The sequence below is a fragment of the Kosakonia beeri genome (assembly GCF_054165705.1).
Genome location: NZ_CM135106.1, coordinates 3,774,287 through 3,795,890, shown reverse-complemented (window position 1 = coordinate 3,795,890; position 21,604 = coordinate 3,774,287). Strand labels below are relative to the sequence as shown.

The following is a 21,604-nucleotide window of genomic DNA, read 5'->3' as shown; positions in this document are numbered from 1 at the left end:
AAAAGGCCCGCATTGCGGGCCTTTTTGCAAAACGCTGCCGGTTACAGGCTGGAGACGTTTTCGCTCAGGTACTTAGCGACACCGTCCGGAGATGCGTTCATCCCTTCTTTTCCTTTTTCCCACTGTGCCGGGCACACTTCGCCGTGCTCTTCGTGGAACTGCAGCGCATCGACCATACGCAGCATTTCATCAATATTGCGGCCCAGCGGCAGGTCATTCACCACCTGATGACGCACAATACCGTTTTTGTCGATCAGGAAGGAGCCGCGCAACGCAACGCCTTCGTCCGGGTGTTCAATGCCGTAGGCTTGCTGAATTTCACGTTTGATATCGGCAACCATGGCATATTTCACGGCACCGATGCCGCCTTTCTCCACCGGCGTGTTACGCCATGCGTTGTGGACGAACTCAGAATCGAAAGAGACGCCAACCACTTCAACGCCGCGGCGCTGGAATTCTTCGTAGCGCTTGTCGAACGCGATCAGCTCAGACGGGCAAACAAACGTAAAGTCCATCGGCCAGAAGAACAGTACGGTCGCTTTACCGTTGGTATGCTGCTTGAAGCTGAATTTTTCAACGATTTCACCGTTGCCGAGAACAGCAGCAGCCGTGAAATCCGGAGCCTGACGAGTCACCAGTACCATAAGTAGTCCTCTGATTTACAAGGTTAATAGAACGCAACGCGGGCGATTATAGAGAGCAGGGGCAGGTGGCTCAATGCGCCATTGACAATCGCTGTGATAGTCTTTGCCTATTAATTTTTGGAGTTGTGCGTCTACAGAATAGCGCATTCGCACCCGCAGGCAAACCTTACAGCGACTGCGCTTTTGCCTGCGTCATCATACGTGGGTAAAAGGTCCAGAAGAGTGTTTCCAGCAGGGCATAATTTGCCTCCAGATCCTGCCAGGAGTCGCGCAGCGCCCCGAGGCGCGGGCGGCGGTTAGCCATACCGTTGAGCACGTTCTGAATAAAGTCCATTTCACGGTAGCGCTCCATCCACCGTTCCGACCACAAGTAGTTGTTGAGATTGACAAAACGAGGCGGGGAGTCTGGCAGGATAGCAGTAACCTGCGACTGGGCCGTGCGAATAAAGGTTTCCAGCGGCAAGTCCGGCGAAATTTGCGCCCAGTGGCGGGAAAGAAAATGGTCCCACATCACGTCCAGCGTAATGGGCGCGACCCGGCGGGTGAGTGGGCGAAACGCGTCGCGGGCAATTCTGACTTCCGGCAAGTTGTCGGTCATGACATCAATGCGCCGGTGCATATGAATGCCTGCCACAATCTCCGCCGGGTAGAGGTTTTCCGGGTTGCCACGAACGAAATCTGCCAGCAAGTTGCCAGGCAGGGAGCTCTTCGCGAGGTGAGCAAGGTGCAGGTGTGCTAAAAAGTTCATCTCTATTGTTTATCCAAAAGCGGCTAACGGTTGCAGCGAAGAGGCGTGAGCACTAGACTACCCGCCTCTTATTTACGTCTCGAGTTAGTGTCATGCGCGTTGCCGATTTTTCCTTTGAATTACCCGAATCCCTGATTGCCCACTATCCGCAGCCTGAGCGCAGCAGTTGCCGCTTACTGTCGCTGGATGGCCCAACAGGCGCGCTGACGCACGGTACTTTCACCGATTTACTCGATAAGCTCAACCCTGGCGATCTGCTGGTCTTTAACAACACCCGCGTTATTCCCGCGCGCCTGTTTGGCCGTAAAGCCAGCGGCGGCAAGATTGAAGTGCTGGTTGAGCGTATGCTCGATGATAAACGTATTCTGGCACATATTCGTGCGTCCAAGGCGCCGAAGCCCGGCGCTGAGCTACTGCTGGGCGACGCGGAGGACATTCAGGCAACGATGGTTGCGCGTCACGACGCGTTATTCGAAGTGGAATTCCATGACGAACGCCCGGTGCTCGATATTCTGAATGCGATTGGCCATATGCCGTTGCCGCCCTACATCAACCGCCCGGATGAAGACGCCGATCGTGAACTTTATCAGACGGTTTACAGCCAGAAACCCGGCGCTGTAGCTGCGCCTACCGCGGGGCTGCATTTTGACGAGCCGCTGCTGGAACGTCTGCGTAACAAAGGGATCGAAATGGCCTTCGTGACGTTGCACGTCGGCGCAGGCACCTTTCAGCCGGTGCGTGTCGACAGCATCGAAGATCACATCATGCACTCCGAATATGCCGAAGTCCCGCAGGAGGTTGTCGATGCGGTGCTGGCAGCGAAAGCACGGGGCAACCGCGTTGTCGCTGTCGGGACCACATCGGTGCGTTCGCTGGAAAGCGCCGCGCAGGCTGCGAAAGATGCCCTGATTGCCCCGTTCTTTGGTGATACGCAAATCTTTATTTACCCCGGTTATGAATACCAGGTTATTGATGCGCTGGTGACCAATTTCCACCTGCCGGAGTCGACATTGATTATGTTGGTTTCCGCCTTTGCCGGTTATCAGCACACGATGAATGCGTACCGCGCCGCAGTTGCCGAGAAATATCGCTTTTTTAGTTACGGTGATGCGATGTTTATCACGTACAATCCGCAGGCTCTTACAGAACGCGTCGGGGAATAAGTCCGCGGCGCTGGTTTAACACGTCAGACTGTCTTTCTGGCTGGAGAAAAAATGAAATTTGAACTGGATACCACCGACGGACGCGCTCGCCGCGGCCGCCTGGTGTTTGAGCGCGGCGTCGTTGAAACGCCGGCATTTATGCCTGTGGGCACTTACGGCACAGTAAAAGGGATGACGCCGGAAGAAGTTGAAGCGACTGGCGCGCAAATCATCCTTGGCAATACCTTCCACCTGTGGCTGCGCCCGGGGCAGGAAATCATGAAACTGCACGGCGATCTGCACGATTTTATGCAGTGGAAAGGCCCGATCCTGACCGATTCCGGCGGCTTCCAGGTCTTCAGCCTGGGCGATATTCGTAAGATCACTGAGGCGGGCGTGCATTTCCGCAATCCGATCAACGGCGATCCAATTTTCCTCGATCCGGAAAAATCGATGGAAATTCAATATGATCTCGGCTCCGATATCGTCATGATCTTCGACGAATGTACGCCCTACCCGGCGGACTGGGATTACGCGAAACGCTCAATGGAGATGTCGTTGCGCTGGGCGAAACGCAGCCGCGACCGTTTTGACGGTCTTGGCAACAAAAATGCGTTGTTCGGCATTATCCAGGGCAGTGTTTACGAAGATTTACGCGATATCTCCGTCAAAGGTCTGGTAGAGATAGGCTTTGATGGCTACGCTGTCGGCGGTTTGGCTGTCGGCGAGCCGAAAGAGGATATGCACCGCATTCTGGAGCACGTCTGCCCACAGATCCCCGCAGACAAACCACGCTACCTGATGGGTGTGGGCAAACCGGAAGACCTGGTTGAAGGCGTACGTCGCGGTATCGATATGTTTGACTGCGTTATGCCAACGCGTAATGCCCGTAATGGCCATTTGTTTGTGACCAATGGCGTGGTGAAAATCCGCAACGCGAAATATAAAAGCGATACCGGCCCGCTCGATCCCGAGTGTGATTGCTATACATGTCGCAATTATTCGCTTGCCTACTTGCATCATCTTGATCGTTGCAACGAAATATTGGGCGCGCGTCTCAACACCATTCATAACCTGCGGTTCTATCAGCGCTTAATGGCTGGTTTACGCAAGGCTATTGAAGAGGGTAAATTAGAGAGCTTCGTAGCGGATTTTTACCAACGTCAGGGTCGACCTGTTCCGCCTTTGAACGTTGATTAATTTAATAATGAGGGAATTTGAATGAGCTTTTTTATTTCTGATGCGGCAGCCGCAGCAGGCGCGCCGGGACAGAGCAGCCCGCTGTCTCTGGTCCTGATGCTGGTTGTGTTCGGTCTGATTTTTTACTTCATGATCCTGCGCCCGCAGCAAAAACGCACCAAAGAGCATAAAAAGCTGATGGACTCCATCGCTAAAGGTGATGAAGTGCTGACCAACGGTGGTCTGGTTGGCCGCGTAACTAAAGTAGCGGAAACTGGCTACATTGCTATCGCGCTGAATGACACCACTGAAGTGGTCATCAAACGTGACTTCGTAGCTGCCGTTCTGCCGAAAGGCACCATGAAGGCGCTGTAATATTCCGTTTTCCCAAAGGGAACTGCCGTGTTAAACCGTTATCCTTTGTGGAAGTACATTATGCTGGTCGTCGTGATTATCGTCGGCCTGCTTTACGCACTTCCCAACCTGTATGGTGAGGATCCGGCTGTTCAGGTCACTGGCGCGCGCGGTGTCGCCGCCAGTGAACAAACGCTGATCCAGGTCCAGAAAAGTCTACAAGAAGAAAAAATCAACGCGAAGTCTGTGGCACTGGAAGAAGGTACCATTCTCGCTCGCTTCGACTCGACTGATACGCAGCTGCGCGCCCGTGAGGTGCTGCTAAACGCATTAGGCGATCAGTATGTCGTGGCGCTTAACCTGGCGCCGGCAACTCCGCGCTGGCTGACCGCCATCAAAGCGGAGCCGATGAAACTCGGTCTCGATTTGCGCGGTGGCGTGCACTTCCTGATGGAAGTGGACATGCAAACGGCGCTGAGCAAATTGCAGGAACAGAATATCGATAGCCTGCGCAGCGACTTGCGTGACAAAGGCATTCCTTACACCAACGTGCGTAAGGAAGATAACTATGGGCTGAGTATTCAGTTCCGCGACAGTGCGGCGCGCGATCAGGCCAACACCTGGCTGACCAGCCGTCACCGCGATCTGGTTATCTCCAACCAGGGCGACAATGTCCTGCGTGCTGTGATGAGCGATGCGCGTCTCAGCGAAGCTCGCGAATATGCTGTTCAGCAGAACATCAACATCCTGCGTAACCGTGTGAACCAGCTTGGCGTAGCCGAACCGCTGGTGCAGCGTCAGGGTTCTGACCGCATTGTGGTCGAACTGCCGGGTATTCAGGATACCGCGCGGGCGAAAGAGATTTTGGGCGCTACCGCGACGCTGGAATTCCGTCTGGTCAACACCAGCGTGGATGCATCTGCTGCGGCTGCCGGCCGTGTGCCGGGTGATTCGGAAGTGAAACAGACCCGCGAAGGTCAGCCTGTCGTGCTGTACAAACGCGTGATCCTGACCGGTGACCATATCACCGACTCAACGTCCAGCCAGGATGAATACAACCAGCCGCAGGTCAACATTTCCCTGGACAGCGGTGGCGGTAACATCATGTCTAACTTCACCAAGGACAATATCGGCAAGCCGATGGCGACCCTGTTTGTGGAGTACAAAGACAGCGGCAAGAAAGACGCCAATGGTCGCTCGGTGCTGGTGAAACAGGAAGAGGTGATTAACATTGCCAATATCCAGTCTCGCCTGGGCAACAGCTTCCGTATTACTGGTATTAACAACCCGAACGAAGCGCGCCAGTTGTCGCTGCTGCTTCGTGCAGGTGCGCTGATTGCGCCGATTCAGATTGTGGAAGAACGAACCATTGGTCCAACGCTGGGTGCGCAGAACATTACCCAGGGTCTGGAAGCCTGCCTGGCAGGTCTGGTGGTTTCTATCATCTTCATGATCTTCTTCTATAAGAAGTTCGGTTTGATTGCGACCTCGGCGTTGATCGCTAACCTGGTGCTGATCGTCGGTATTATGTCGCTGTTGCCTGGCGCAACGCTGACCATGCCGGGGATTGCGGGGGTGGTACTTACCCTTGCGGTAGCGGTGGATGCGAACGTACTGATAAACGAACGTATTAAGGAAGAGCTGAGCAACGGGCGTTCCGTACAGCAGGCTATCCATGAAGGTTATCAGGGCGCGTTTTCTTCGATCTTTGATGCTAACGTCACGACGTTGATCAAAGTGCTGATCCTCTATGCAGTAGGGACTGGCTCGATTAAAGGCTTTGCGATCACCACTGGTATTGGTGTGGCGACGTCTATGTTCACCGCTATTGTCGGTACCCGTGCCATCGTCAACCTGTTGTACGGCGGCAAACGCATTAACAAGCTGTCTATCTGAGGAGTGCGTTGTGGCACAGGATTATACTGTTGAACAATTGAACCACGGCCGTAAAGTCTGGGACTTTATGCGCTGGGACAACTGGGCTTTCATCATTTCCGGCGGATTGCTGATCCTTTCCATCGCTGTGATGGGCGTTCGCGGCTTTAACTGGGGTCTGGACTTTACTGGCGGCACCGTGATTGAAATTTCGCTGGAAAAACCGGCGGACATGGATCTCATGCGTGAGGCCTTAGAGAAAGCTGGTTTTGCCGATCCGCTGCTGCAGAACTTTGGCAGCAGCCGCGACATCATGGTGCGTATGCCGCCTGCGCAGGGTGAAACCGGCGGGCAGGTGCTGGGTAGCAAAGTGGTGAGCGTCATTAACGAAGCGACCAGCCAGAATGCCTCGGTTAAGCGTATTGAGTTCGTCGGCCCGAGTGTGGGTGCTGATCTGGCGCAAACCGGCGGCATGGCGCTGCTGGTCGCGCTGATTAGCATTCTTGTATATGTCGGCTTCCGTTTTGAATGGCGTCTGGCTGCGGGCGTGGTTATCGCGCTGGCGCACGACGTGATCATCACTATGGGCGTGCTGTCGCTGTTTAAGATCGAGATTGACCTGACTATCGTCGCTTCACTGATGTCGGTGATTGGTTACTCGCTTAACGACAGTATCGTGGTATCTGATCGTATTCGTGAGAACTTCCGTAAGATCCGTCGCGGTACGCCGTACGAGATCTTCAACATCTCGCTGACACAGACATTGCATCGTACTTTGATCACTTCCGGCACGACATTGGTGGTGATCCTGATGCTGTATCTGTTCGGCGGAGCAATGCTGAAAGGCTTCTCGCTGACGATGCTGATCGGTGTTTCCATTGGTACCGCTTCTTCTATCTATGTTGCATCGGCGCTGGCGCTGAAATTGGGTATGAAGCGCGAGCATCTGCTGCAGCAGAAGGTTGAGAAAGAAGGGGCGGATCAGCCGTCAATTCTGCCGTAATATTCTGTTTACTGATGAAACCGCAGCTCCGGCTGCGGTTTTTTTTGCCTGCGTTTTATCTTCTCGCCGGGTGGATAAAAAAAACGATCACTCCTGACAGTATGCTGTCAGGAGGGGGATGGCACACTCTCCTTGCTGACTAAACATAAAGGAGAGGGACATGAACACATTAATCAACTGGTTTGAGCTGCCGGTACAACAACTGGATCGCGCTGTGGACTTTTATCAACACGTTCTGGGTGGCGAGTTTCGTCACGAAACGATAGGGCAGATTGAGATGGCGGTTTTTCCCCACACTAAACCGGCCACTGGCGGTGCGTTGGTAAAAGGACCGATGTTCAAATCTGCAACCGGCGGGGCCATCGTCTACCTGAGCACAGCGAATCTGGATGTTGCGCTTAAGCGTGTACGTGACAAAGGGGGCGAGTGCGTTTTCGGCCCTGAAGTATTACCGCATAATATTGGCACCATTGCGTTAATTATTGACAGTGAAGGTAACCAGGTTGGTTTGCACCAGCCTGCATAACCAATCCCAGGCCTGCGCATTGTGCGCAGGCTGACATGATTCAGGAAGAACCTCATGAGCCGCCGCGCCGATCGCCTGTTTCAGATAGTGCAAGTACTGAGAACGCGCCGACATGTTACGGCGGCTTTACTGGCTGAACGACTGGAAGTGTCTGAGCGCACGATTTACCGCGATATTCGCGATTTGTCGTTGTCTGGCGTACCGATTCAGGGCGAGTCGGGTAGCGGTTATCGTTTGATGCCGGGTTTTGATCTGCCGCCGCTGATGTTTACCAGTATGGAAGTCGAGGCGTTGATCGCTGCGATTGGCATGCTGCAAACCTGGAGCGGCGATGTGCTGGCGCGCGCGGCGGGATCGGCGCAAGAAAAACTGATAGCCGTATTGCCGCATGAGAAACGGATCGCTGCTGAACGTAACTGTATTATTTCACCGAATTTCAATAGGTATCCGCAGGTGCGGGTGTGGTTTGATGTTATCCATCAGGCAATGCGCCTGCATCAGGAACTGCATATTCAGTATGAAAATGACAAAGGCGAAAGCTCAGAACGAGTGATCCATCCTCTGGGCTTGTCATTTATGGGCGCGGTCTGGGTGTTGGTGTCGTGGTGTTTGCTGCGTAATGATTACCGCTGTTTCCGGTTGGATCGCTGTAAGAGCGTGACATTCACCGGCCAGCCTTTTGCTGAACGGGCAGATCGTTCGATGCAGGCATTTATTGCCCTGCAAAAGCGTCAACGGCAATAAAAAAGCCGACCTTACGATCGGCTTTTCTGACGCGTTGGCACACGGTGCTAACAGCGGATTAGAAGTTGTAGCCCACCACCAGGTAACCACCCCAACCGGTAGAGCGTGCATAGACATCGCCACCCAGGGCGGCATCATCTTTAAACTGACCGCCATTGTGCCAGTAACGCGCAACCACAGAGTAATGCCAGTGATCATAACCCAGAGAGAGGATATGGCTGGACGCGATGGAGTTGTTGGTGCGTACCTGTTCGCCATTCACGTAGTAACGGCTGTCGCCGAGATCGGAACCCCAGTCAAAGTTGGTGAAGCCGATGTAGCTCAGCTGGCCGCCCCACAGGGAAGTGATCGGCACGAAGTACTTCACTTTGAAACGGTAGCCATCCCACTCGTTCTGGTTGGCTGCGCCATAGTTCTGCCACTGGTATTTGGCGTACACGTTCAGCGACAGGCTCATCGGCAGACCGGTGTCGATGTCGGTACCCAGACCCATGTACCAGGTGCTCTGGCGGCCAGAAGCGTTGCGACCCATATCGTAGATATAGTTGTTAGCGATATACCACTCTTTGAACGGGCCAAAGCTCAGGTTGGTGCCGGTCAGCTTATCAATGGAGAAACGCGGCTCAATTTCCATAAACAGTGGCGAACCGTGGTTCCAGATCCCCTTCGCACCGGTGTTACCACCGAAGAAGACCGGGGCATCCAGGTAGCCGTAGAAATCAAACCAATCTTTCTTCGCGAACGCTTCATATTCCAGGTAAGTATCGTTACGCGGAACTGGCCCGAAACGGGTGTGATAACTCCCTACCACGTTTACGCTCTGGTGCCACCAGTCGGAAACGTATTCGGGTTTGCTGTTATCCGCTGCGTTAACAGTAAAAGAAGCGGAAAGCGCCAGAGCAGCACCGGCTGCGAGAATAGTTTTTTTCATCATTTCGCCACTGATTGAGATCCCAGAAGGGAGTGAAAGAAAGCACGCATTACATAAATGTTTCATATTTATGGGCGCCTATTATAAGTATCCACGCTCACAAAAATATGTGTTGTTTCACATTATTGACACACGCGTAATCGATTGCGTTCACGTTTGCGTGCAATAAACGACGGGGATTGTACTGGCATTTATTGATATTGCAACTTTATGAATGTGATGACAGAAGGCAGGGAAAGTAGAGAAAGGGTGATAGAAAGTAAGAAAGGGCGACAATGTCGCCCTGAAACTTATTGCATATTTGGCACAGCGGCAGGCTGGATATCATGAATGCGCACAAAACCTAATTGATCTGGCGTAATGCCGTTCAACTGCAGCGGAATATCGACATCGCTTGGCGCAAGAGTGCTGGCAGGGGCGTTAATTAGCTGATTCTGCACATTGACTTCCTGATAATTTTCCGTGGTCCCCTGGATTTGGCCCCATTCGACTGTGCCGCTGAACGCCGGTAACGGATCGTTGGATTCTCCCTGAATGCGAAGCAGGACACGGGTACCGCCAGCATTCGGCGCAACGTTCTGCAGCGACATACGCAACATTCCAATCTGGCTGTTCAGCCGCGCCGGTGTATTGGCGCCAGGCAATAAATAAACGCCGCTGCCGGATTTCGCATTCAGGCTGTTTTGCTGGGTGATCTTCACCGTCTCTTGGTTCAGCCTGGTCATTTCTTTATTGAGCGTACTGACGTTTTTGTGCAGCTGACTCACTTCGCTTTGCTGGGCGCAGGCACTGAGGGCAAAAAGGCTTCCCAGTAAGAGTGTTCTTAGGTAACGTCTTGTCATTGTGTCTGTTTCCTGGAAAAAGAGGCGTTGGATAATGGTAGATCGCCGCGGCGCGCTTGCCATCGATCCATTATCTCAAAAACGGTCTGCCTTTGTAGTCATGCCAGTTCGGGGTAAAATAGATTTCAGTTAACTCTAACGTCAGGACACCGTATGCATTGCCCATTCTGTTTCGCCGTGGATACCAAAGTAATCGATTCTCGTCTGGTGGGTGAGGGCTCATCCGTCCGCCGCCGTCGGCAGTGCCTGGTCTGCAATGAACGTTTTACCACTTTCGAAGTGGCGGAACTTGTCATGCCACGTGTAGTGAAAAGCAATGATGTGCGCGAGCCGTTTAACGAAGATAAATTACGTAGCGGCATGTTGAAAGCGTTGGAAAAGCGCCCAGTGAGTGCTGATGACGTAGAAATGGCACTGAATCACATCAAATCGCAACTTCGCGCAACAGGCGAACGTGAAGTGCCGAGTAAAATGATCGGTAATTTGGTGATGGAACAGCTGAAAAAGCTCGATAAAGTCGCCTATGTGCGCTTTGCTTCCGTGTACCGCAGCTTTGAAGATATCCGCGAGTTTGGCGAAGAGATCGCCCGTCTACAGGACTAAGCATGCAGGACGAAATATACATGGCGCGTGCGCTGAAACTGGCGCAGCGCGGACGTTTTACCACTCACCCGAACCCGCGTGTCGGCTGTGTGATTGTCAACAATGGCGAGATTGTTGGTGAAGGTTTCCACTATCGCGCCGGTGAGCCGCACGCTGAAGTGCATGCCTTACGTATGGCGGGCGATCGTGCGCGCGGTGCAACGGCTTATGTCACGCTGGAGCCATGCAGCCATCATGGTCGCACGCCCCCCTGCTGTGAAGCGCTTATCACCGCTGGTGTCGCTCGCGTAGTCGCCGCCATGCAGGATCCCAATCCGCAGGTGGCTGGCCGTGGTTTGTATCGGCTGCAACAGGAAGGTGTCGACACTCAGCATGGGTTGATGATGAGTGAAGCGGAAGCGCTGAACAAAGGTTTCCTGAAGCGTATGCGTACCGGTTTTCCGTATGTGCAACTTAAGCTGGGCGCTTCACTGGATGGTCGTACGGCGATGGTCAGCGGTGAGAGCCAGTGGATCACCTCTTCGCAGGCGCGCCGCGATGTGCAACTGTTGCGGGCGCAAAGTCATGCCATTCTGACCAGCAGCGCAACCGTGCTGGCGGACGATCCGGCGCTGACCGTGCGTTGGGACGAATTAAGCGCCGATATTCAGGTGCTTTATCCACAGGAAAATGTGCGTCAGCCGGTGCGCATTGTGGTCGACAGTCAGAATCGGGTGACGCCGCAGCACCGGATCAGTCAACAGTCAGGTGAAACCTGGTTTGCCCGCACAAAAGCAGATGATCGCGTCTGGCCGCAGGGTGTGCGCGAGATCATTGTGCCGGAACATAAAGGACATGCGGATCTGGTTACGCTGATGATGCTGCTGGGAAAACAACAAATTAACAGCGTCTGGGTTGAGGCAGGTGCGCAGCTTGCCGGTGCGTTATTGCAGGCTGGGCTGGTGGATGAGTTGATTGTTTACCTTGCGCCTAAACTTCTGGGCAGCGATGCGCGCGGTCTGTGTCTATTGCCGGGGTTGTCGGCGCTGGCAGATGCGCCGCAGTTTAAATTCAATGAGATACGTCAGGTCGGCCCGGATGTCTGCCTGCATCTTACCCACGCGTGATGCCTGCTGTAAAAGGGAAGCAGCGCGTAAAATATTATGATAAAATCCGCCCCCCTGCGGGGTCCGAACTGAACCTGTGAAGGAAATGTATGAACATTATTGAAGCCAACGTTGCTGCTCCAGACGCTCACGTCGCCATCACCATCGCGCGTTTTAACAACTTCATCAACGATAGCCTGCTTGAAGGCGCGGTTGATGCACTGAAACGCATCGGTCAGGTGAAAGATGACAATATTACTGTCGTATGGGTACCTGGCGCTTACGAACTGCCGCTGGCAGCTGGCGCGCTGGCCAAAACCGGTCAATATGACGCAGTCATCGCCTTGGGCACCGTGATCCGTGGCGGCACTGCGCACTTCGAATATGTTGCCGGTGGCGCAAGCAACGGCCTGGCGCACGTCGCGCAGGACAGTGAAATCCCTGTCGCTTTTGGCGTGCTGACCACTGAAAGTATTGAACAAGCCATCGAACGCGCTGGCACCAAAGCCGGTAACAAAGGTGCAGAAGCCGCACTGACCGCGCTGGAAATGATTAATGTATTGAAGGCCATCAAGGCCTGATTTTTTTGTAAGGGGAATTCCGTGAAACCTGCTGCTCGTCGCCGCGCCCGTGAGTGTGCCGTTCAGGCGCTCTACTCCTGGCAGTTGTCCCAGAACGACATCGCTGATGTTGAATACCAGTTCCTGGCGGAGCAAGACGTTAAAGATGTTGACGTTCTGTACTTCCGTGAACTGTTGAGCGGGGTGGCGACTAATAGCGCATATCTCGACGGCTTAATGAAGCCGTACCTGTCCCGCCTGCTGGAAGAGCTGGGCCAGGTCGAGAAAGCGGTATTGCGTATCGCGCTGTTCGAGCTGTCTAAACGTGATGATGTGCCGTACAAAGTGGCCATCAACGAAGCGATTGAACTGGCAAAAACTTTTGGCGCCGAAGACAGCCACAAATTTGTTAACGGCGTGCTGGATAAAGCCGCACCTGCGATCCGCCCCCACAAAAAATGATCCGTAAGCCGGAGACAAGCGTTGCGCACTGCACGCTTGATCCGGCTTTTTCTTTTTTCTACAGAGGCATAACGTATGGCATGCGGCGAATTCTCACTGATTGCCCGTTATTTTGACCGGGTACGAAATTCCCGTCGCGATGTAGAAACCGGCATCGGCGACGACTGTGCACTGCTCAATGTTCCTGAAAAACAGACGCTGGCCATTAGTGTCGATACGCTGGTGGCGGGCAACCACTTCTTGCCGGATATTGATCCTGCCGATCTGGCGTATAAAGCGCTGGCGGTGAATATTAGCGATCTGGCTGCCGTGGGCGCCGATCCGGCGTGGATGACGCTGGCTCTTACCCTGCCGCAGGCAGATGAAGCCTGGCTTCAAGCCTTCAGTGACAGCCTTTTCGAACAGCTTAACTACTATGATATGCAACTGATCGGCGGTGATACCACGCGCGGCCCGCTGTCGATGACTATCGGCATTCACGGTTATGTTCCGGCAGGGCGTGCGATGAAACGTTCCGGGGCGAAACCGGGCGACTGGATCTATGTCACTGGCACACCAGGTGACAGCGCTGCCGGGCTGGCTATTTTGCAGCAGCAACTGGTGGTGGATAACTCTGCCGATGCGCAATACCTGCGTCAGCGTCACTTGCGACCCACGCCGCGCGTACTGCATGGCCAGACGCTGCGCCATCTCGCCAGTTCTGCGATTGATCTTTCCGACGGCCTGATTTCCGATTTGGGGCATATCCTGCAAGCCAGCGGGTGCGGCGCGCGTATCGATCTGGATCTGTTGCCCTGTTCAGAGGCGTTGCGTCGCCATGTTGAACCGGAGCAGCGGCTGCGCTGGGCGCTTTCCGGTGGCGAAGATTATGAACTGTGCTTCACCGTGCCGGAGTTGAATCGCGGGGCGCTGGACGTTGCGATTGGCCATTTGGGCGTGCCGTTTACCTGTATCGGGCAGATGAGTGCGGATATAGAGGCAATGCATTTCACGCGCGGCGGCAAGGCTGTCACGCTCGACATGAAAGGATATGACCATTTTGCCGCGCACTAAAGATATCGCCAAGAGCCGCCTCAGTTTACGCAATCCCTGGCATTTACTGGCCACCGGCTTTGGTAGCGGTCTCAGTCCGGTGGTACCGGGAACCATGGGGTCGCTGGCGGCGATTCCTTTCTGGTGGGGAATGACGTTTTTACCCTGGCAGCTCTATTCATTGCTGGTGATGCTGGGGATCTCCATTGGCGTTTATTTGTGCCACCAGACGGCCAAAGACATGGGCGTGCACGATCATGGCAGCATTGTCTGGGATGAATTTGTAGGAATGTGGATCACCCTGATGGCGCTGCCTACCAATGACTGGCAGTGGGTGGCCGTTGGCTTTGTGCTGTTCCGCATTCTGGATATGTGGAAGCCCTGGCCAATCCGCTGGTTTGATCGCAACGTCCACGGCGGAATGGGGATCATGGTGGACGATATTGTCGCCGGTATCATCGCTGCAGGTCTGCTGTATCTGATTGGTCACCACTGGCCAATTGGGCTAATTTAAGCCGGATACGCTGCACGTCTTGCGGCGTTTACGCACATGCCCGGTACGTGACGCGTAGCCGGGCATCGTGCAGTTCGGCCGTTATTTAAAGCCGACGACCGGGTGTTGTTGATAAGGGGTTTCCAGTTCGGCAATCTGCTCCGGTTTGAGCGTTAAATCCACCGCACCGAATAACTCCGCCAGTTGCTCTTCGCGAGATGCGCCGATAATGGGGGCAGCGACGCCGGGTTTGCTTAACAGCCACGCCAGTGCCACCTGCGCGCGTGACGCGCCGAGATCGTCTGCCACACCCGCCAGCCGTTCGGCAATACGCGCATCGTTTTCATCGGTTTCGCTGTACAGCGTTTTGCCAAATTCATCGGAAACCAGCCGCGCGGTAGTTTCCCCCCACGGGCGCGTTAAACGTCCCCGCGCCAGCGGGCTCCACGGAATAATCGCCACCCCTTCCTTGTAGCACAGCGGCAACATCTCGCGCTCTTCCTCGCGGTAAATCAAATTGTAGTGATCCTGCATGGTGACGAAACGCGCCCAGCCATGCTGTTGTTGAAGCGACAGCGCCTGCGCAAACTGGCTGGCATGCATTGAAGAGGCCCCGATATAGCGCGCCTTACCGGCTTTAACCACATCATTTAGCGCCTCGAGGGTCTCTTCAATGGGTGTGTTGTAATCCCAGCGGTGGATTTGCAGCAGATCGACATATTCCATGCCCAGGCGTTGCAGACTGTCATCAATTGAACGCAGGATCTGCGCCCGCGACAGGCCTTCGGCCAAATCACCCACCTGGTGGTAAACTTTGGTGGCGACGATCACCTCGTCGCGGCGGGCAAAGTCGCGTAGTGCGCGGCCCACAATCTCTTCACTGCTGCCATCCGAGTAGCTATTGGCGGTGTCAAAAAAGTTAATCCCACCTTCCAGCGCACGTTTGATGATCGGGCGGCTACTCTCTTCCGGTAGCGTCCAGGCGTGCTTACCCCGGTCAGGCTCGCCGAATGTCATGCAGCCAAGACAAAGGCGGGAAACCTTAAGGTCTGTTTTTCCTAATGTGTTGTATTGCATGGTTCCACTCCTGCTATTAAAACCTGTGTTTAAGCATAGCAGGAGCGGAAAGGGAGGGTCAGGCGAGCCAGTTTTTGATGCGCGACTCAATCCCGGCAGCATTCAGCCCCAGCTCTGCGCGTGCTTCATCCTGGGTGCCTTGGGGAATAAAGAAGTCCGGCAGACCAAGGTTGAGCACCGGAACCGGCTTGCGGTGCGCCATTAGCACATCATTCACGCCGCTACCCGCGCCGCCAATAATGGCGTTCTCTTCCAGCGTCACCAGCGTTTCATGCGTGGCAGCGGTTTGCAGGATCAGCGCCTCATCCAGCGGTTTAACAAATCGCATATCAATTAGCGTGGCATTCAGCGCTTCCGCTGCTTTTTCCGCTTCTGGCAGCAGGGTGCCAAAGTTGAGGATCGCCAGCTTTTCACCACGGCGTTTTACCACGCCTTTGCCCAGCGGGAGTTTCTCCAGCGGCTGTAACGGCACGCCCACCGCGTTGCCTCGTGGGTAACGCACTGCGCAGGGGCCGTCGGCATAGTGATAGCCGGTAAACAGCATCTGGCGACACTCGTTTTCGTCACTCGGCGTCATGATCACCATATCGGGAATGCAGCGCAGGTAGGAGATATCGAACGCGCCCTGGTGCGTCTGCCCGTCGGCGCCGACAATTCCTGCGCGATCGATAGCGAACAACACCGGGAGCTTCTGGATAGCGACGTCGTGGATCACCTGATCGTAGGCACGTTGCAGGAAAGTGGAGTAGATTGCCACCACCGGCTTGTAACCGCCAATCGCCAGGCCCGCGGCAAACGTCACCGCGTGTTGCTCGGCGATGGCAACATCAAAGTATTGATCCGGGTACTTGCGTGAAAACTCTACCATGCCGGAGCCTTCACGCATGGCCGGTGTGATGGCCATCAGCTTGTTGTCTTTTGCGGCCGTTTCGCATAGCCAGTCGCCAAAGATCTTTGAATACGAAGGCATGCCACCGCTGCTTTTCGGCAGTGTTCCGCTGGTGGGATCGAATTTTGGCACCGCGTGGAAAGTGATTGGATCTTTTTCTGCCGGCTCATAGCCACGGCCTTTTTTCGTCATAATGTGCAGGAATTGCGGGCCTTTCAGGTCGCGCATGTTGCGCAACGTTTGCACCAGTCCCAGCACATCGTGACCATCAACCGGACCAATATAATTAAAGCCCAGCTCTTCAAACAACGTACCCGGCACCACCATGCCTTTGATGTGCTCTTCGGTACGTTTAATCAATTCTTTGATTGGCGGAACGCCGGAAAGGACTTTTTTGCCGCCTTCACGCAGTGTGGAGTAAAGCTTGCCAGACAGCAGCTGCGCCAGGTGGTTGTTCAGCGCGCCGACGTTCTCAGAAATCGACATCTCATTGTCGTTCAGCACCACCAGCATATCAGGACGGATATCCCCGGCGTGATTCATCGCTTCAAACGCCATACCGGCAGTAATCGCCCCGTCGCCAATAACGCAGACGGTACGGCGTTGTTTACCCTCTTTTGCCGCCGCAACGGCAACGCCAATCCCGGCGCTGATCGACGTTGAGGAGTGGCCGACGCTCAGAACGTCATATTCACTCTCGCCGCGCCAGGGGAACGGGTGCAGGCCATTTTTCTGGCGGATCGTGCCAATTTTGTCGCGGCGCCCGGTAAGGATTTTATGCGGATACGCCTGGTGGCCCACATCCCAAATCAGCTGATCGAAGGGTGTGTTGTAAACATAGTGCAGCGCTACGGTCAGTTCGACCGTGCCAAGCCCGGAGGCAAAGTGCCCACTGGAACGGCTCACGCTATCAAGCAGGTAACGACGAAGCTCGTCGCATAGCTTCGGCAGGCTCTCTTTCGGCAGCAGACGCAACTCTTGTGTGGTATCAACCAGCGCCAGCGTCGGGTATTTGGCTATATCAAAACTCATCAGCAACTCGTTATAGCATGTTAGTTTATTTATCACGCTGGATTATATAATTCGCCAGTGCTTCCAGTGCCGTTGTATCCAGCGACTGCGCCGACAGCAGGCTTAGCGCCTGGCGGGCATCGTCAATCAGGTCACGGGCTTTTGTCCGGGCTTGCTCAAGACCCAGTAATGCGGGATAGGTACTTTTACCCAATTGCTGGTCGGCACCCTGGCGTTTGCCAAGCGTCGCAGTATCGCCGACCACATCCAGGATGTCATCCTGAACCTGGAAAGCCAGACCGATGCTTTCTGCGTACCGATCGAGCAGTGGCAATGCCGTGCGGCCTCTGTCGCCAGCGCTCAGCGCTCCCAGTCTGACCGCCGCGCGGATCAGCGCGCCAGTTTTATGACGGTGAATTTGCTCCAGGGCTTCCAGCGAGATGTGCTCACCTTCTGCTGCTAAATCTTTTGCCTGGCCGCCGCACATCCCTGCCACACCGCTGGACATGGCCAGTTCCGACACCATGCTCAGGCGATCGCGTGGCGCGACTTCCGTCATTGGCGCATCGGCGAGGATGGAAAACGCCAGCGTTTGCAATGCATCTCCCGCGAGAATGGCATTTGCTTCGCCAAATTTGATATGGCACGTTGGCAGACCGCGGCGTAAATCGTCATCATCCATGGCGGGCAAATCGTCGTGAATGAGCGAATAGGCATGAATGCACTCCACGGCGGCTGCAGGCGCGTCCAGCGTTTGCTGGCTAACACCGAACATGGTGCCGGTCGCATATACCAAAAATGGACGCAGACGTTTACCGCCTAATAATGCGCCATACTGCATGGCCTCAACCAGAGGAGTGTTCTGAAAGGGCAGTGGTTCGATAAAACGGCGCAGCGCATCGTTGGCCTTTTCAACGCAGGCCTGAAGCTGTTGATGAAAATCCATTTACTCGGTATCCGCGGCAAAAGGCTTGAGGGGGGCCTCTTCGTTGTCGGACAACAGGATTTGCACGCGCTGTTCCGCCTGCTGAAGTTTAACCTGTCCCTGGCGCGCCAGTTGCACACCGCGTTCGAACTCATTGAGCGCCTCTTCAAGCGGGAGATCGCCGCTTTCAAGACGAGTGACAATCTGTTCCAGTTCGCTCAGCGCAGTTTCGAAACTGGCCGGTGCGTCATTTTTCTTTGGCATAGTGAATGTCTGACTCTTCTGTGGTTACGACTCAATTCAATGACGTTATGGTAGCGAAGTCCCGGAACTAAGCAAATAACGCTCATTGGTAATGCGTTACACAAGAACTTCGCGATGGTGGTATACTTGCGCGCCTGGATGCAGCCGCGGGTATGGGCTGCTGTATTATTTCCCTTCACAGGCCTACGGGCTTGCCAACGAACCATTGCCGCCATGAAGTTTATCATTAAATTGTTCCCGGAAATCACCATCAAAAGCCAATCTGTGCGTTTGCGCTTTATTAAAATTCTTACCGGGAACATTCGTAACGTTCTGAAGCAGTACGACGAGACGCTCGCGGTTGTCCGCCACTGGGACAACATTGAAGTGCGCGCCAAAGATGAGAACCAGCGTTTGACCATCCGTGATGCGCTGACCCGTATTCCGGGTATCCACCATATTCTGGAAGTGGAAGATGTCCCGTTCACTTCTCTGCACGATATTTTTGAAAAAGCGCTGGTGCAATACCGCGAGCAAATTGAAGGCAAAACCTTCTGTGTGCGCGTTAAACGCCGCGGCAAGCACGAGTTCAGCTCCATAGAAGTGGAGCGTTACGTGGGCGGCGGTTTGAACCAGCATGTTGAATCTGCGCGCGTGAAGCTGACGCATCCGGACGTGACGGTTAACCTTGAAATTGAAGACGAACGCCTGCTGCTGGTTAAAGGTCGCTACGAAGGCATCGGCGGTTTCCCAATCGGTACTCAGGAAGATGTACTTTCGCTGATTTCCGGTGGTTTCGATTCCGGTGTTTCCAGTTATATGTTGATGCGTCGCGGCTGCCGTGTGCACTACTGTTTCTTCAACCTCGGCGGTGCGGCGCATGAAATCGGCGTTCGCCAGGTCGCCCATTATTTATGGAACCGTTTTGGCAGCTCGCACCGTGTGCGCTTTGTGGCGATTAACTTCGAGCCGGTGGTTGGCGAGATACTCGAAAAAGTGGATGACGGCCAGATGGGCGTCGTGCTGAAACGTATGATGATACGCGCGGCGTCAAAAGTGGCTGAACGCTACGGCGTGCAGGCGCTGGTGACCGGCGAAGCGCTGGGGCAGGTGTCCAGCCAGACGCTGACCAACCTGCGACTGATCGACAATGTTTCCGATACGCTGGTGCTGCGTCCGCTGATCTCTTATGACAAAGAGCACATTATCGATCTGGCGCGCGAAATCGGTACGGAAGATTTTGCCCGCACGATGCCGGAATATTGTGGTGTGATTTCGAAAAGCCCGACTGTTAAGGCCGTGAAAGCGAAGATCGAAGCAGAAGAAGCGCATTTCGATTTCGCTATTCTCGACCAGGTTGTGGAGCAGGCCAGTAATATTGATATCCGCGAGATTGCCCAACAAACCCAGCAAGAGGTGGTTGAGGTTGAAACGGTCAGCGGTTTTAGCCCGAACGATGTAGTGCTGGATATCCGTTCTATTGATGAACAGGACGATAAGCCATTACAGCTGGAAGGCATTGATGTGGTTTCTCTGCCTTTCTACAAGCTGAGCACCAAATTCGGCGATCTGGACCAGAGCAAAACCTGGCTGCTGTGGTGTGAGCGTGGGGTGATGAGCCGCCTGCAGGCGCTCTATCTGCGTGAGCAGGGCTTCCAGAATGTGAAGGTTTACCGCCCGTAAATAAAAAGCCGGATAGGCGGCTCGCTTATCCGGCTTAAAATAACGGTTTTATGCTTCGTAGTAGTTATAAATCCCTGCCGCCATCACCAGTTGTGATGCCACTTCGTGGGCCTTTTCCCGGCCGACCAGCAGATCAATCATTTTCAGACCGAAATCGATAGCGGTGCCTGGCCCCTGGCTGGTCAGTAAATTTACCCGCGGATCCCAGACCACGCGTTTATCCTGCCACTGTTCCGCAGGGATCGTTTCTTTCAACCCTGGAAAACCAGTCATATTCCCGAGGGGGAAAATTTCATGCGGTACCAGTACCGTGCCGGCAGCTGCACAGATAGCGGCGACAATGCGACCGGAAAGATGAAACTGGCGCACCGTTTCTACCAGTAGCGGGCTGTCGCGGAAACACTCAGCACCTTTTAACCCGCCGGGCAGCACAATCACGTCGTAATCGCCATCTGCTACTTCGACCAGCGGCGCATCCGCCAGTAATTTCACCCCGCGTGAGCAGGTAATGGTGAGGTTACCGTCGCTGGCGACACTGGCTGTCGTGACGCTAATTCCGCCCCGCACCAGTAAATCTATTGTGGTGACGGCTTCCATCTCTTCACTACCAGGGGCGAGACATATCAGAGCTGAGGCGCTCATACTCACTCTCCTTACGTTTAATCATTTCATACAGACGGGCGTTTTCCGGCACGGCGATGCCATGCGCGCGGGCGCGTCTCAGTAAATAGCCGGTGATGTAATCGCATTCGGTATGGCGCATCGCACGCACATCCTGCAGCATTGACGAAATGTTTTCAGCTGTGTTTTCAATAATCTGATTCACATACGATAACAGATCATCTGGCGAAATATGGTGGCCTTCCCGCTCGATCACGGCGGCAGCTTCGCGGGTGATCTTTTGGATCTCTTCGGGGAAGGCGCGCAGGTCGCCATTTTTACAATCGTGTAGCGCCGTTAGCGGATTGATAACGCAGTTCACTGCCAGCTTGCGCCATAGCGCCGGGCGAATGGTGTTATGCCAGGCCACGTCAGGTAACACGCCTTGCAGCATATCAGCCAGGTAGCTGAACTCCCCATCCTGCTGACGCGCCGGGCCAATATGCGTGGTGCCGCTGGCCACATGAACAATCACATTGCCATCGCGACGGGCGGCGTGGGTGGTGGTGCCAATCAACAAGGGATTTGGCAGCGCCTTCAGCTCTTCAACCGTGCCCATACCGTTGTGGAGCAATAACACCGGTGTGGTAGGGGAGAGCATGGAAACCAGGCTTTTGACGGCATCAGAAACCTGCCACGCTTTGAGCGTTACCAGCAGTAAATCGCTACTGGCCAGAAAGTCGGGATCGTTGGCGGTCAGGGATTCATTAAAAATGGAGCCGTCTTCATCAACCACATTCACACTGCAAAACGGCTGTGGAAAACGTAACCATCCTTGTACTTCATGCCCATGCTTGCACAACGCTGTTAACCACAATTGCCCTAAAGCACCGCATCCGAGTACGGTAATTCTCATTTATCCTCCTCACCTGCAACTGCGCCAGGTGTTACTC

General features: G+C 54.4%; 24 protein-coding genes. 14 read left to right on the top strand and 10 right to left on the bottom strand.

The window, feature by feature from the left end; all coding sequences use genetic code 11:
• Window positions 1–41: 41 nt before the first annotated feature.
• On the bottom strand, window positions 42–644 hold the full coding sequence (locus tag ACUY4S_RS17995; RefSeq protein ID WP_458022052.1) for a peroxiredoxin C: 603 nt from the start codon (window positions 642–644) through the stop codon (window positions 42–44).
• Window positions 645–810: 166 nt separating this feature from the next.
• Complete coding sequence (gene acpH, locus ACUY4S_RS17990; RefSeq protein WP_458022051.1) at window positions 811–1,392, bottom strand: ACP phosphodiesterase; 582 nt, start codon at window positions 1,390–1,392, stop codon at window positions 811–813.
• A 92-nt stretch (window positions 1,393–1,484) separates the two neighbouring features.
• Here acpH and queA point away from each other — a divergent pair, with 92 nt between their 5' ends.
• From queA to ACUY4S_RS17955, 7 genes are all read left to right on the top strand, one after another.
• A complete protein-coding gene (gene queA / locus ACUY4S_RS17985; protein ID WP_458022050.1) occupies window positions 1,485–2,555 on the top strand; it encodes a tRNA preQ1(34) S-adenosylmethionine ribosyltransferase-isomerase QueA in 1,071 nt (356 codons plus the stop codon).
• Between the two features lie 51 nt (window positions 2,556–2,606).
• Window positions 2,607–3,734, top strand: a complete 1,128-nt coding sequence (tgt, locus tag ACUY4S_RS17980; RefSeq protein ID WP_312688964.1) for a tRNA guanosine(34) transglycosylase Tgt — start codon at window positions 2,607–2,609, stop codon at window positions 3,732–3,734.
• 21 nt (window positions 3,735–3,755) lie between these two features.
• Window positions 3,756–4,088, top strand: a complete 333-nt coding sequence (gene yajC / locus ACUY4S_RS17975) for a preprotein translocase subunit YajC (RefSeq protein ID WP_312688965.1) — start codon at window positions 3,756–3,758, stop codon at window positions 4,086–4,088.
• Window positions 4,089–4,115: 27 nt separating this feature from the next.
• Window positions 4,116–5,963: a protein translocase subunit SecD gene (gene secD / locus ACUY4S_RS17970; RefSeq protein ID WP_312688966.1), complete on the top strand. Its 1,848-nt coding sequence runs from the start codon at window positions 4,116–4,118 to the stop codon at window positions 5,961–5,963.
• A gap of 10 nt (window positions 5,964–5,973) precedes the next feature.
• On the top strand, window positions 5,974–6,945 hold the full coding sequence (gene secF / locus ACUY4S_RS17965; protein ID WP_458022049.1) for a protein translocase subunit SecF: 972 nt from the start codon (window positions 5,974–5,976) through the stop codon (window positions 6,943–6,945).
• A gap of 160 nt (window positions 6,946–7,105) precedes the next feature.
• Window positions 7,106–7,471, top strand: a complete 366-nt coding sequence (locus ACUY4S_RS17960) for a VOC family protein (protein ID WP_458022048.1) — start codon at window positions 7,106–7,108, stop codon at window positions 7,469–7,471.
• Window positions 7,472–7,525: 54 nt separating this feature from the next.
• Entirely contained in the window at window positions 7,526–8,215 is a 690-nt protein-coding gene (locus ACUY4S_RS17955; protein ID WP_312688970.1) for a helix-turn-helix transcriptional regulator, read from the top strand.
• 58 nt (window positions 8,216–8,273) lie between these two features.
• Here ACUY4S_RS17955 and ACUY4S_RS17950 read toward each other — a convergent pair whose 3' ends face one another.
• A complete protein-coding gene (locus tag ACUY4S_RS17950; RefSeq protein ID WP_458022084.1) occupies window positions 8,274–9,146 on the bottom strand; it encodes a nucleoside-specific channel-forming protein Tsx in 873 nt (290 codons plus the stop codon).
• Between the two features lie 290 nt (window positions 9,147–9,436).
• Window positions 9,437–9,988: a SadB/YajI family lipoprotein gene (locus ACUY4S_RS17945; RefSeq protein WP_312688972.1), complete on the bottom strand. Its 552-nt coding sequence runs from the start codon at window positions 9,986–9,988 to the stop codon at window positions 9,437–9,439.
• 153 nt (window positions 9,989–10,141) lie between these two features.
• Between ACUY4S_RS17945 and nrdR the strand changes: the two genes are divergently transcribed.
• The 6 genes from nrdR (at window position 10,142) to pgpA (ending at window position 14,244) form a co-directional block, all read left to right on the top strand.
• Entirely contained in the window at window positions 10,142–10,591 is a 450-nt protein-coding gene (gene nrdR / locus ACUY4S_RS17940; protein WP_054804396.1) for a transcriptional regulator NrdR, read from the top strand.
• A gap of 2 nt (window positions 10,592–10,593) precedes the next feature.
• On the top strand, window positions 10,594–11,697 hold the full coding sequence (gene ribD, locus ACUY4S_RS17935; protein WP_458022047.1) for a bifunctional diaminohydroxyphosphoribosylaminopyrimidine deaminase/5-amino-6-(5-phosphoribosylamino)uracil reductase RibD: 1,104 nt from the start codon (window positions 10,594–10,596) through the stop codon (window positions 11,695–11,697).
• A gap of 89 nt (window positions 11,698–11,786) precedes the next feature.
• Window positions 11,787–12,257: a 6,7-dimethyl-8-ribityllumazine synthase gene (gene ribH / locus ACUY4S_RS17930; RefSeq protein WP_312688976.1), complete on the top strand. Its 471-nt coding sequence runs from the start codon at window positions 11,787–11,789 to the stop codon at window positions 12,255–12,257.
• Window positions 12,258–12,278: 21 nt separating this feature from the next.
• On the top strand, window positions 12,279–12,698 hold the full coding sequence (gene nusB, locus ACUY4S_RS17925; RefSeq protein WP_253378922.1) for a transcription antitermination factor NusB: 420 nt from the start codon (window positions 12,279–12,281) through the stop codon (window positions 12,696–12,698).
• A 75-nt stretch (window positions 12,699–12,773) separates the two neighbouring features.
• Entirely contained in the window at window positions 12,774–13,751 is a 978-nt protein-coding gene (thiL, locus tag ACUY4S_RS17920; RefSeq protein WP_458022046.1) for a thiamine-phosphate kinase, read from the top strand.
• A complete protein-coding gene (gene pgpA, locus ACUY4S_RS17915) occupies window positions 13,729–14,244 on the top strand; it encodes a phosphatidylglycerophosphatase A (RefSeq protein WP_312688983.1) in 516 nt (171 codons plus the stop codon). The genes thiL and pgpA overlap by 23 nt, the downstream gene beginning before the upstream one ends.
• 81 nt (window positions 14,245–14,325) lie before the next feature.
• On the opposite strand, the gene ACUY4S_RS17910 is transcribed toward pgpA, so the two are convergent.
• Genes ACUY4S_RS17910 through xseB form a run of 4 tightly spaced genes read right to left on the bottom strand, consistent with a single transcriptional unit; the run spans window position 14,326 to window position 18,389 of the window.
• Window positions 14,326–15,300, bottom strand: a complete 975-nt coding sequence (locus tag ACUY4S_RS17910; RefSeq protein WP_458022045.1) for an aldo/keto reductase — start codon at window positions 15,298–15,300, stop codon at window positions 14,326–14,328.
• A gap of 58 nt (window positions 15,301–15,358) precedes the next feature.
• Window positions 15,359–17,221: a 1-deoxy-D-xylulose-5-phosphate synthase gene (dxs, locus tag ACUY4S_RS17905; protein WP_458022044.1), complete on the bottom strand. Its 1,863-nt coding sequence runs from the start codon at window positions 17,219–17,221 to the stop codon at window positions 15,359–15,361.
• Between the two features lie 25 nt (window positions 17,222–17,246).
• Entirely contained in the window at window positions 17,247–18,146 is a 900-nt protein-coding gene (ispA, locus tag ACUY4S_RS17900) for a (2E,6E)-farnesyl diphosphate synthase (RefSeq protein WP_312688986.1), read from the bottom strand.
• Entirely contained in the window at window positions 18,147–18,389 is a 243-nt protein-coding gene (xseB, locus tag ACUY4S_RS17895; protein ID WP_312688987.1) for an exodeoxyribonuclease VII small subunit, read from the bottom strand. It abuts the gene before it with no gap.
• A 213-nt stretch (window positions 18,390–18,602) separates the two neighbouring features.
• On the opposite strand from xseB, the gene thiI reads away from it, so the two are divergent.
• Window positions 18,603–20,051, top strand: coding sequence for a tRNA uracil 4-sulfurtransferase ThiI (gene thiI, locus ACUY4S_RS17890; RefSeq protein WP_312688989.1), 1,449 nt, complete (start codon window positions 18,603–18,605; stop codon window positions 20,049–20,051).
• Between the two features lie 48 nt (window positions 20,052–20,099).
• Here the strand turns inward: thiI and yajL are convergent, their stop codons facing one another.
• On the bottom strand, window positions 20,100–20,693 hold the full coding sequence (yajL, locus tag ACUY4S_RS17885; protein WP_312688991.1) for a protein deglycase YajL: 594 nt from the start codon (window positions 20,691–20,693) through the stop codon (window positions 20,100–20,102).
• Entirely contained in the window at window positions 20,656–21,567 is a 912-nt protein-coding gene (gene panE, locus ACUY4S_RS17880; RefSeq protein ID WP_312688993.1) for a 2-dehydropantoate 2-reductase, read from the bottom strand. Before panE ends, yajL begins: the two co-directional genes overlap by 38 nt.
• Window positions 21,568–21,604 lie beyond the last annotated feature (37 nt).

What these genes read in the sequence shown, in the direction of transcription:
- ACUY4S_RS17995 (WP_458022052.1), bottom strand. Translation starts at nt 644, where the DNA reads ATGGTACTGGTGACTCGTCAGGCTCCGGATTTCACGGCTGCTGCTGTT.
- acpH (WP_458022051.1), bottom strand. Translation starts at nt 1,392, where the DNA reads ATGAACTTTTTAGCACACCTGCACCTTGCTCACCTCGCGAAGAGCTCC.
- queA (WP_458022050.1), top strand. Translation starts at nt 1,485, where the DNA reads ATGCGCGTTGCCGATTTTTCCTTTGAATTACCCGAATCCCTGATTGCC.
- tgt (WP_312688964.1), top strand. Translation starts at nt 2,607, where the DNA reads ATGAAATTTGAACTGGATACCACCGACGGACGCGCTCGCCGCGGCCGC.
- yajC (WP_312688965.1), top strand. Translation starts at nt 3,756, where the DNA reads ATGAGCTTTTTTATTTCTGATGCGGCAGCCGCAGCAGGCGCGCCGGGA.
- ACUY4S_RS17960 (WP_458022048.1), top strand. Translation starts at nt 7,106, where the DNA reads ATGAACACATTAATCAACTGGTTTGAGCTGCCGGTACAACAACTGGAT.
- ACUY4S_RS17955 (WP_312688970.1), top strand. Translation starts at nt 7,526, where the DNA reads ATGAGCCGCCGCGCCGATCGCCTGTTTCAGATAGTGCAAGTACTGAGA.
- ACUY4S_RS17950 (WP_458022084.1), bottom strand. Translation starts at nt 9,146, where the DNA reads ATGAAAAAAACTATTCTCGCAGCCGGTGCTGCTCTGGCGCTTTCCGCT.
- ACUY4S_RS17945 (WP_312688972.1), bottom strand. Translation starts at nt 9,988, where the DNA reads ATGACAAGACGTTACCTAAGAACACTCTTACTGGGAAGCCTTTTTGCC.
- nrdR (WP_054804396.1), top strand. Translation starts at nt 10,142, where the DNA reads ATGCATTGCCCATTCTGTTTCGCCGTGGATACCAAAGTAATCGATTCT.
- ribD (WP_458022047.1), top strand. Translation starts at nt 10,594, where the DNA reads ATGCAGGACGAAATATACATGGCGCGTGCGCTGAAACTGGCGCAGCGC.
- ribH (WP_312688976.1), top strand. Translation starts at nt 11,787, where the DNA reads ATGAACATTATTGAAGCCAACGTTGCTGCTCCAGACGCTCACGTCGCC.
- thiL (WP_458022046.1), top strand. Translation starts at nt 12,774, where the DNA reads ATGGCATGCGGCGAATTCTCACTGATTGCCCGTTATTTTGACCGGGTA.
- pgpA (WP_312688983.1), top strand. Translation starts at nt 13,729, where the DNA reads ATGACCATTTTGCCGCGCACTAAAGATATCGCCAAGAGCCGCCTCAGT.
- ACUY4S_RS17910 (WP_458022045.1), bottom strand. Translation starts at nt 15,300, where the DNA reads ATGCAATACAACACATTAGGAAAAACAGACCTTAAGGTTTCCCGCCTT.
- dxs (WP_458022044.1), bottom strand. Translation starts at nt 17,221, where the DNA reads ATGAGTTTTGATATAGCCAAATACCCGACGCTGGCGCTGGTTGATACC.
- ispA (WP_312688986.1), bottom strand. Translation starts at nt 18,146, where the DNA reads ATGGATTTTCATCAACAGCTTCAGGCCTGCGTTGAAAAGGCCAACGAT.
- xseB (WP_312688987.1), bottom strand. Translation starts at nt 18,389, where the DNA reads ATGCCAAAGAAAAATGACGCACCGGCCAGTTTCGAAACTGCGCTGAGC.
- thiI (WP_312688989.1), top strand. Translation starts at nt 18,603, where the DNA reads ATGAAGTTTATCATTAAATTGTTCCCGGAAATCACCATCAAAAGCCAA.
- yajL (WP_312688991.1), bottom strand. Translation starts at nt 20,693, where the DNA reads ATGAGCGCCTCAGCTCTGATATGTCTCGCCCCTGGTAGTGAAGAGATG.
- panE (WP_312688993.1), bottom strand. Translation starts at nt 21,567, where the DNA reads ATGAGAATTACCGTACTCGGATGCGGTGCTTTAGGGCAATTGTGGTTA.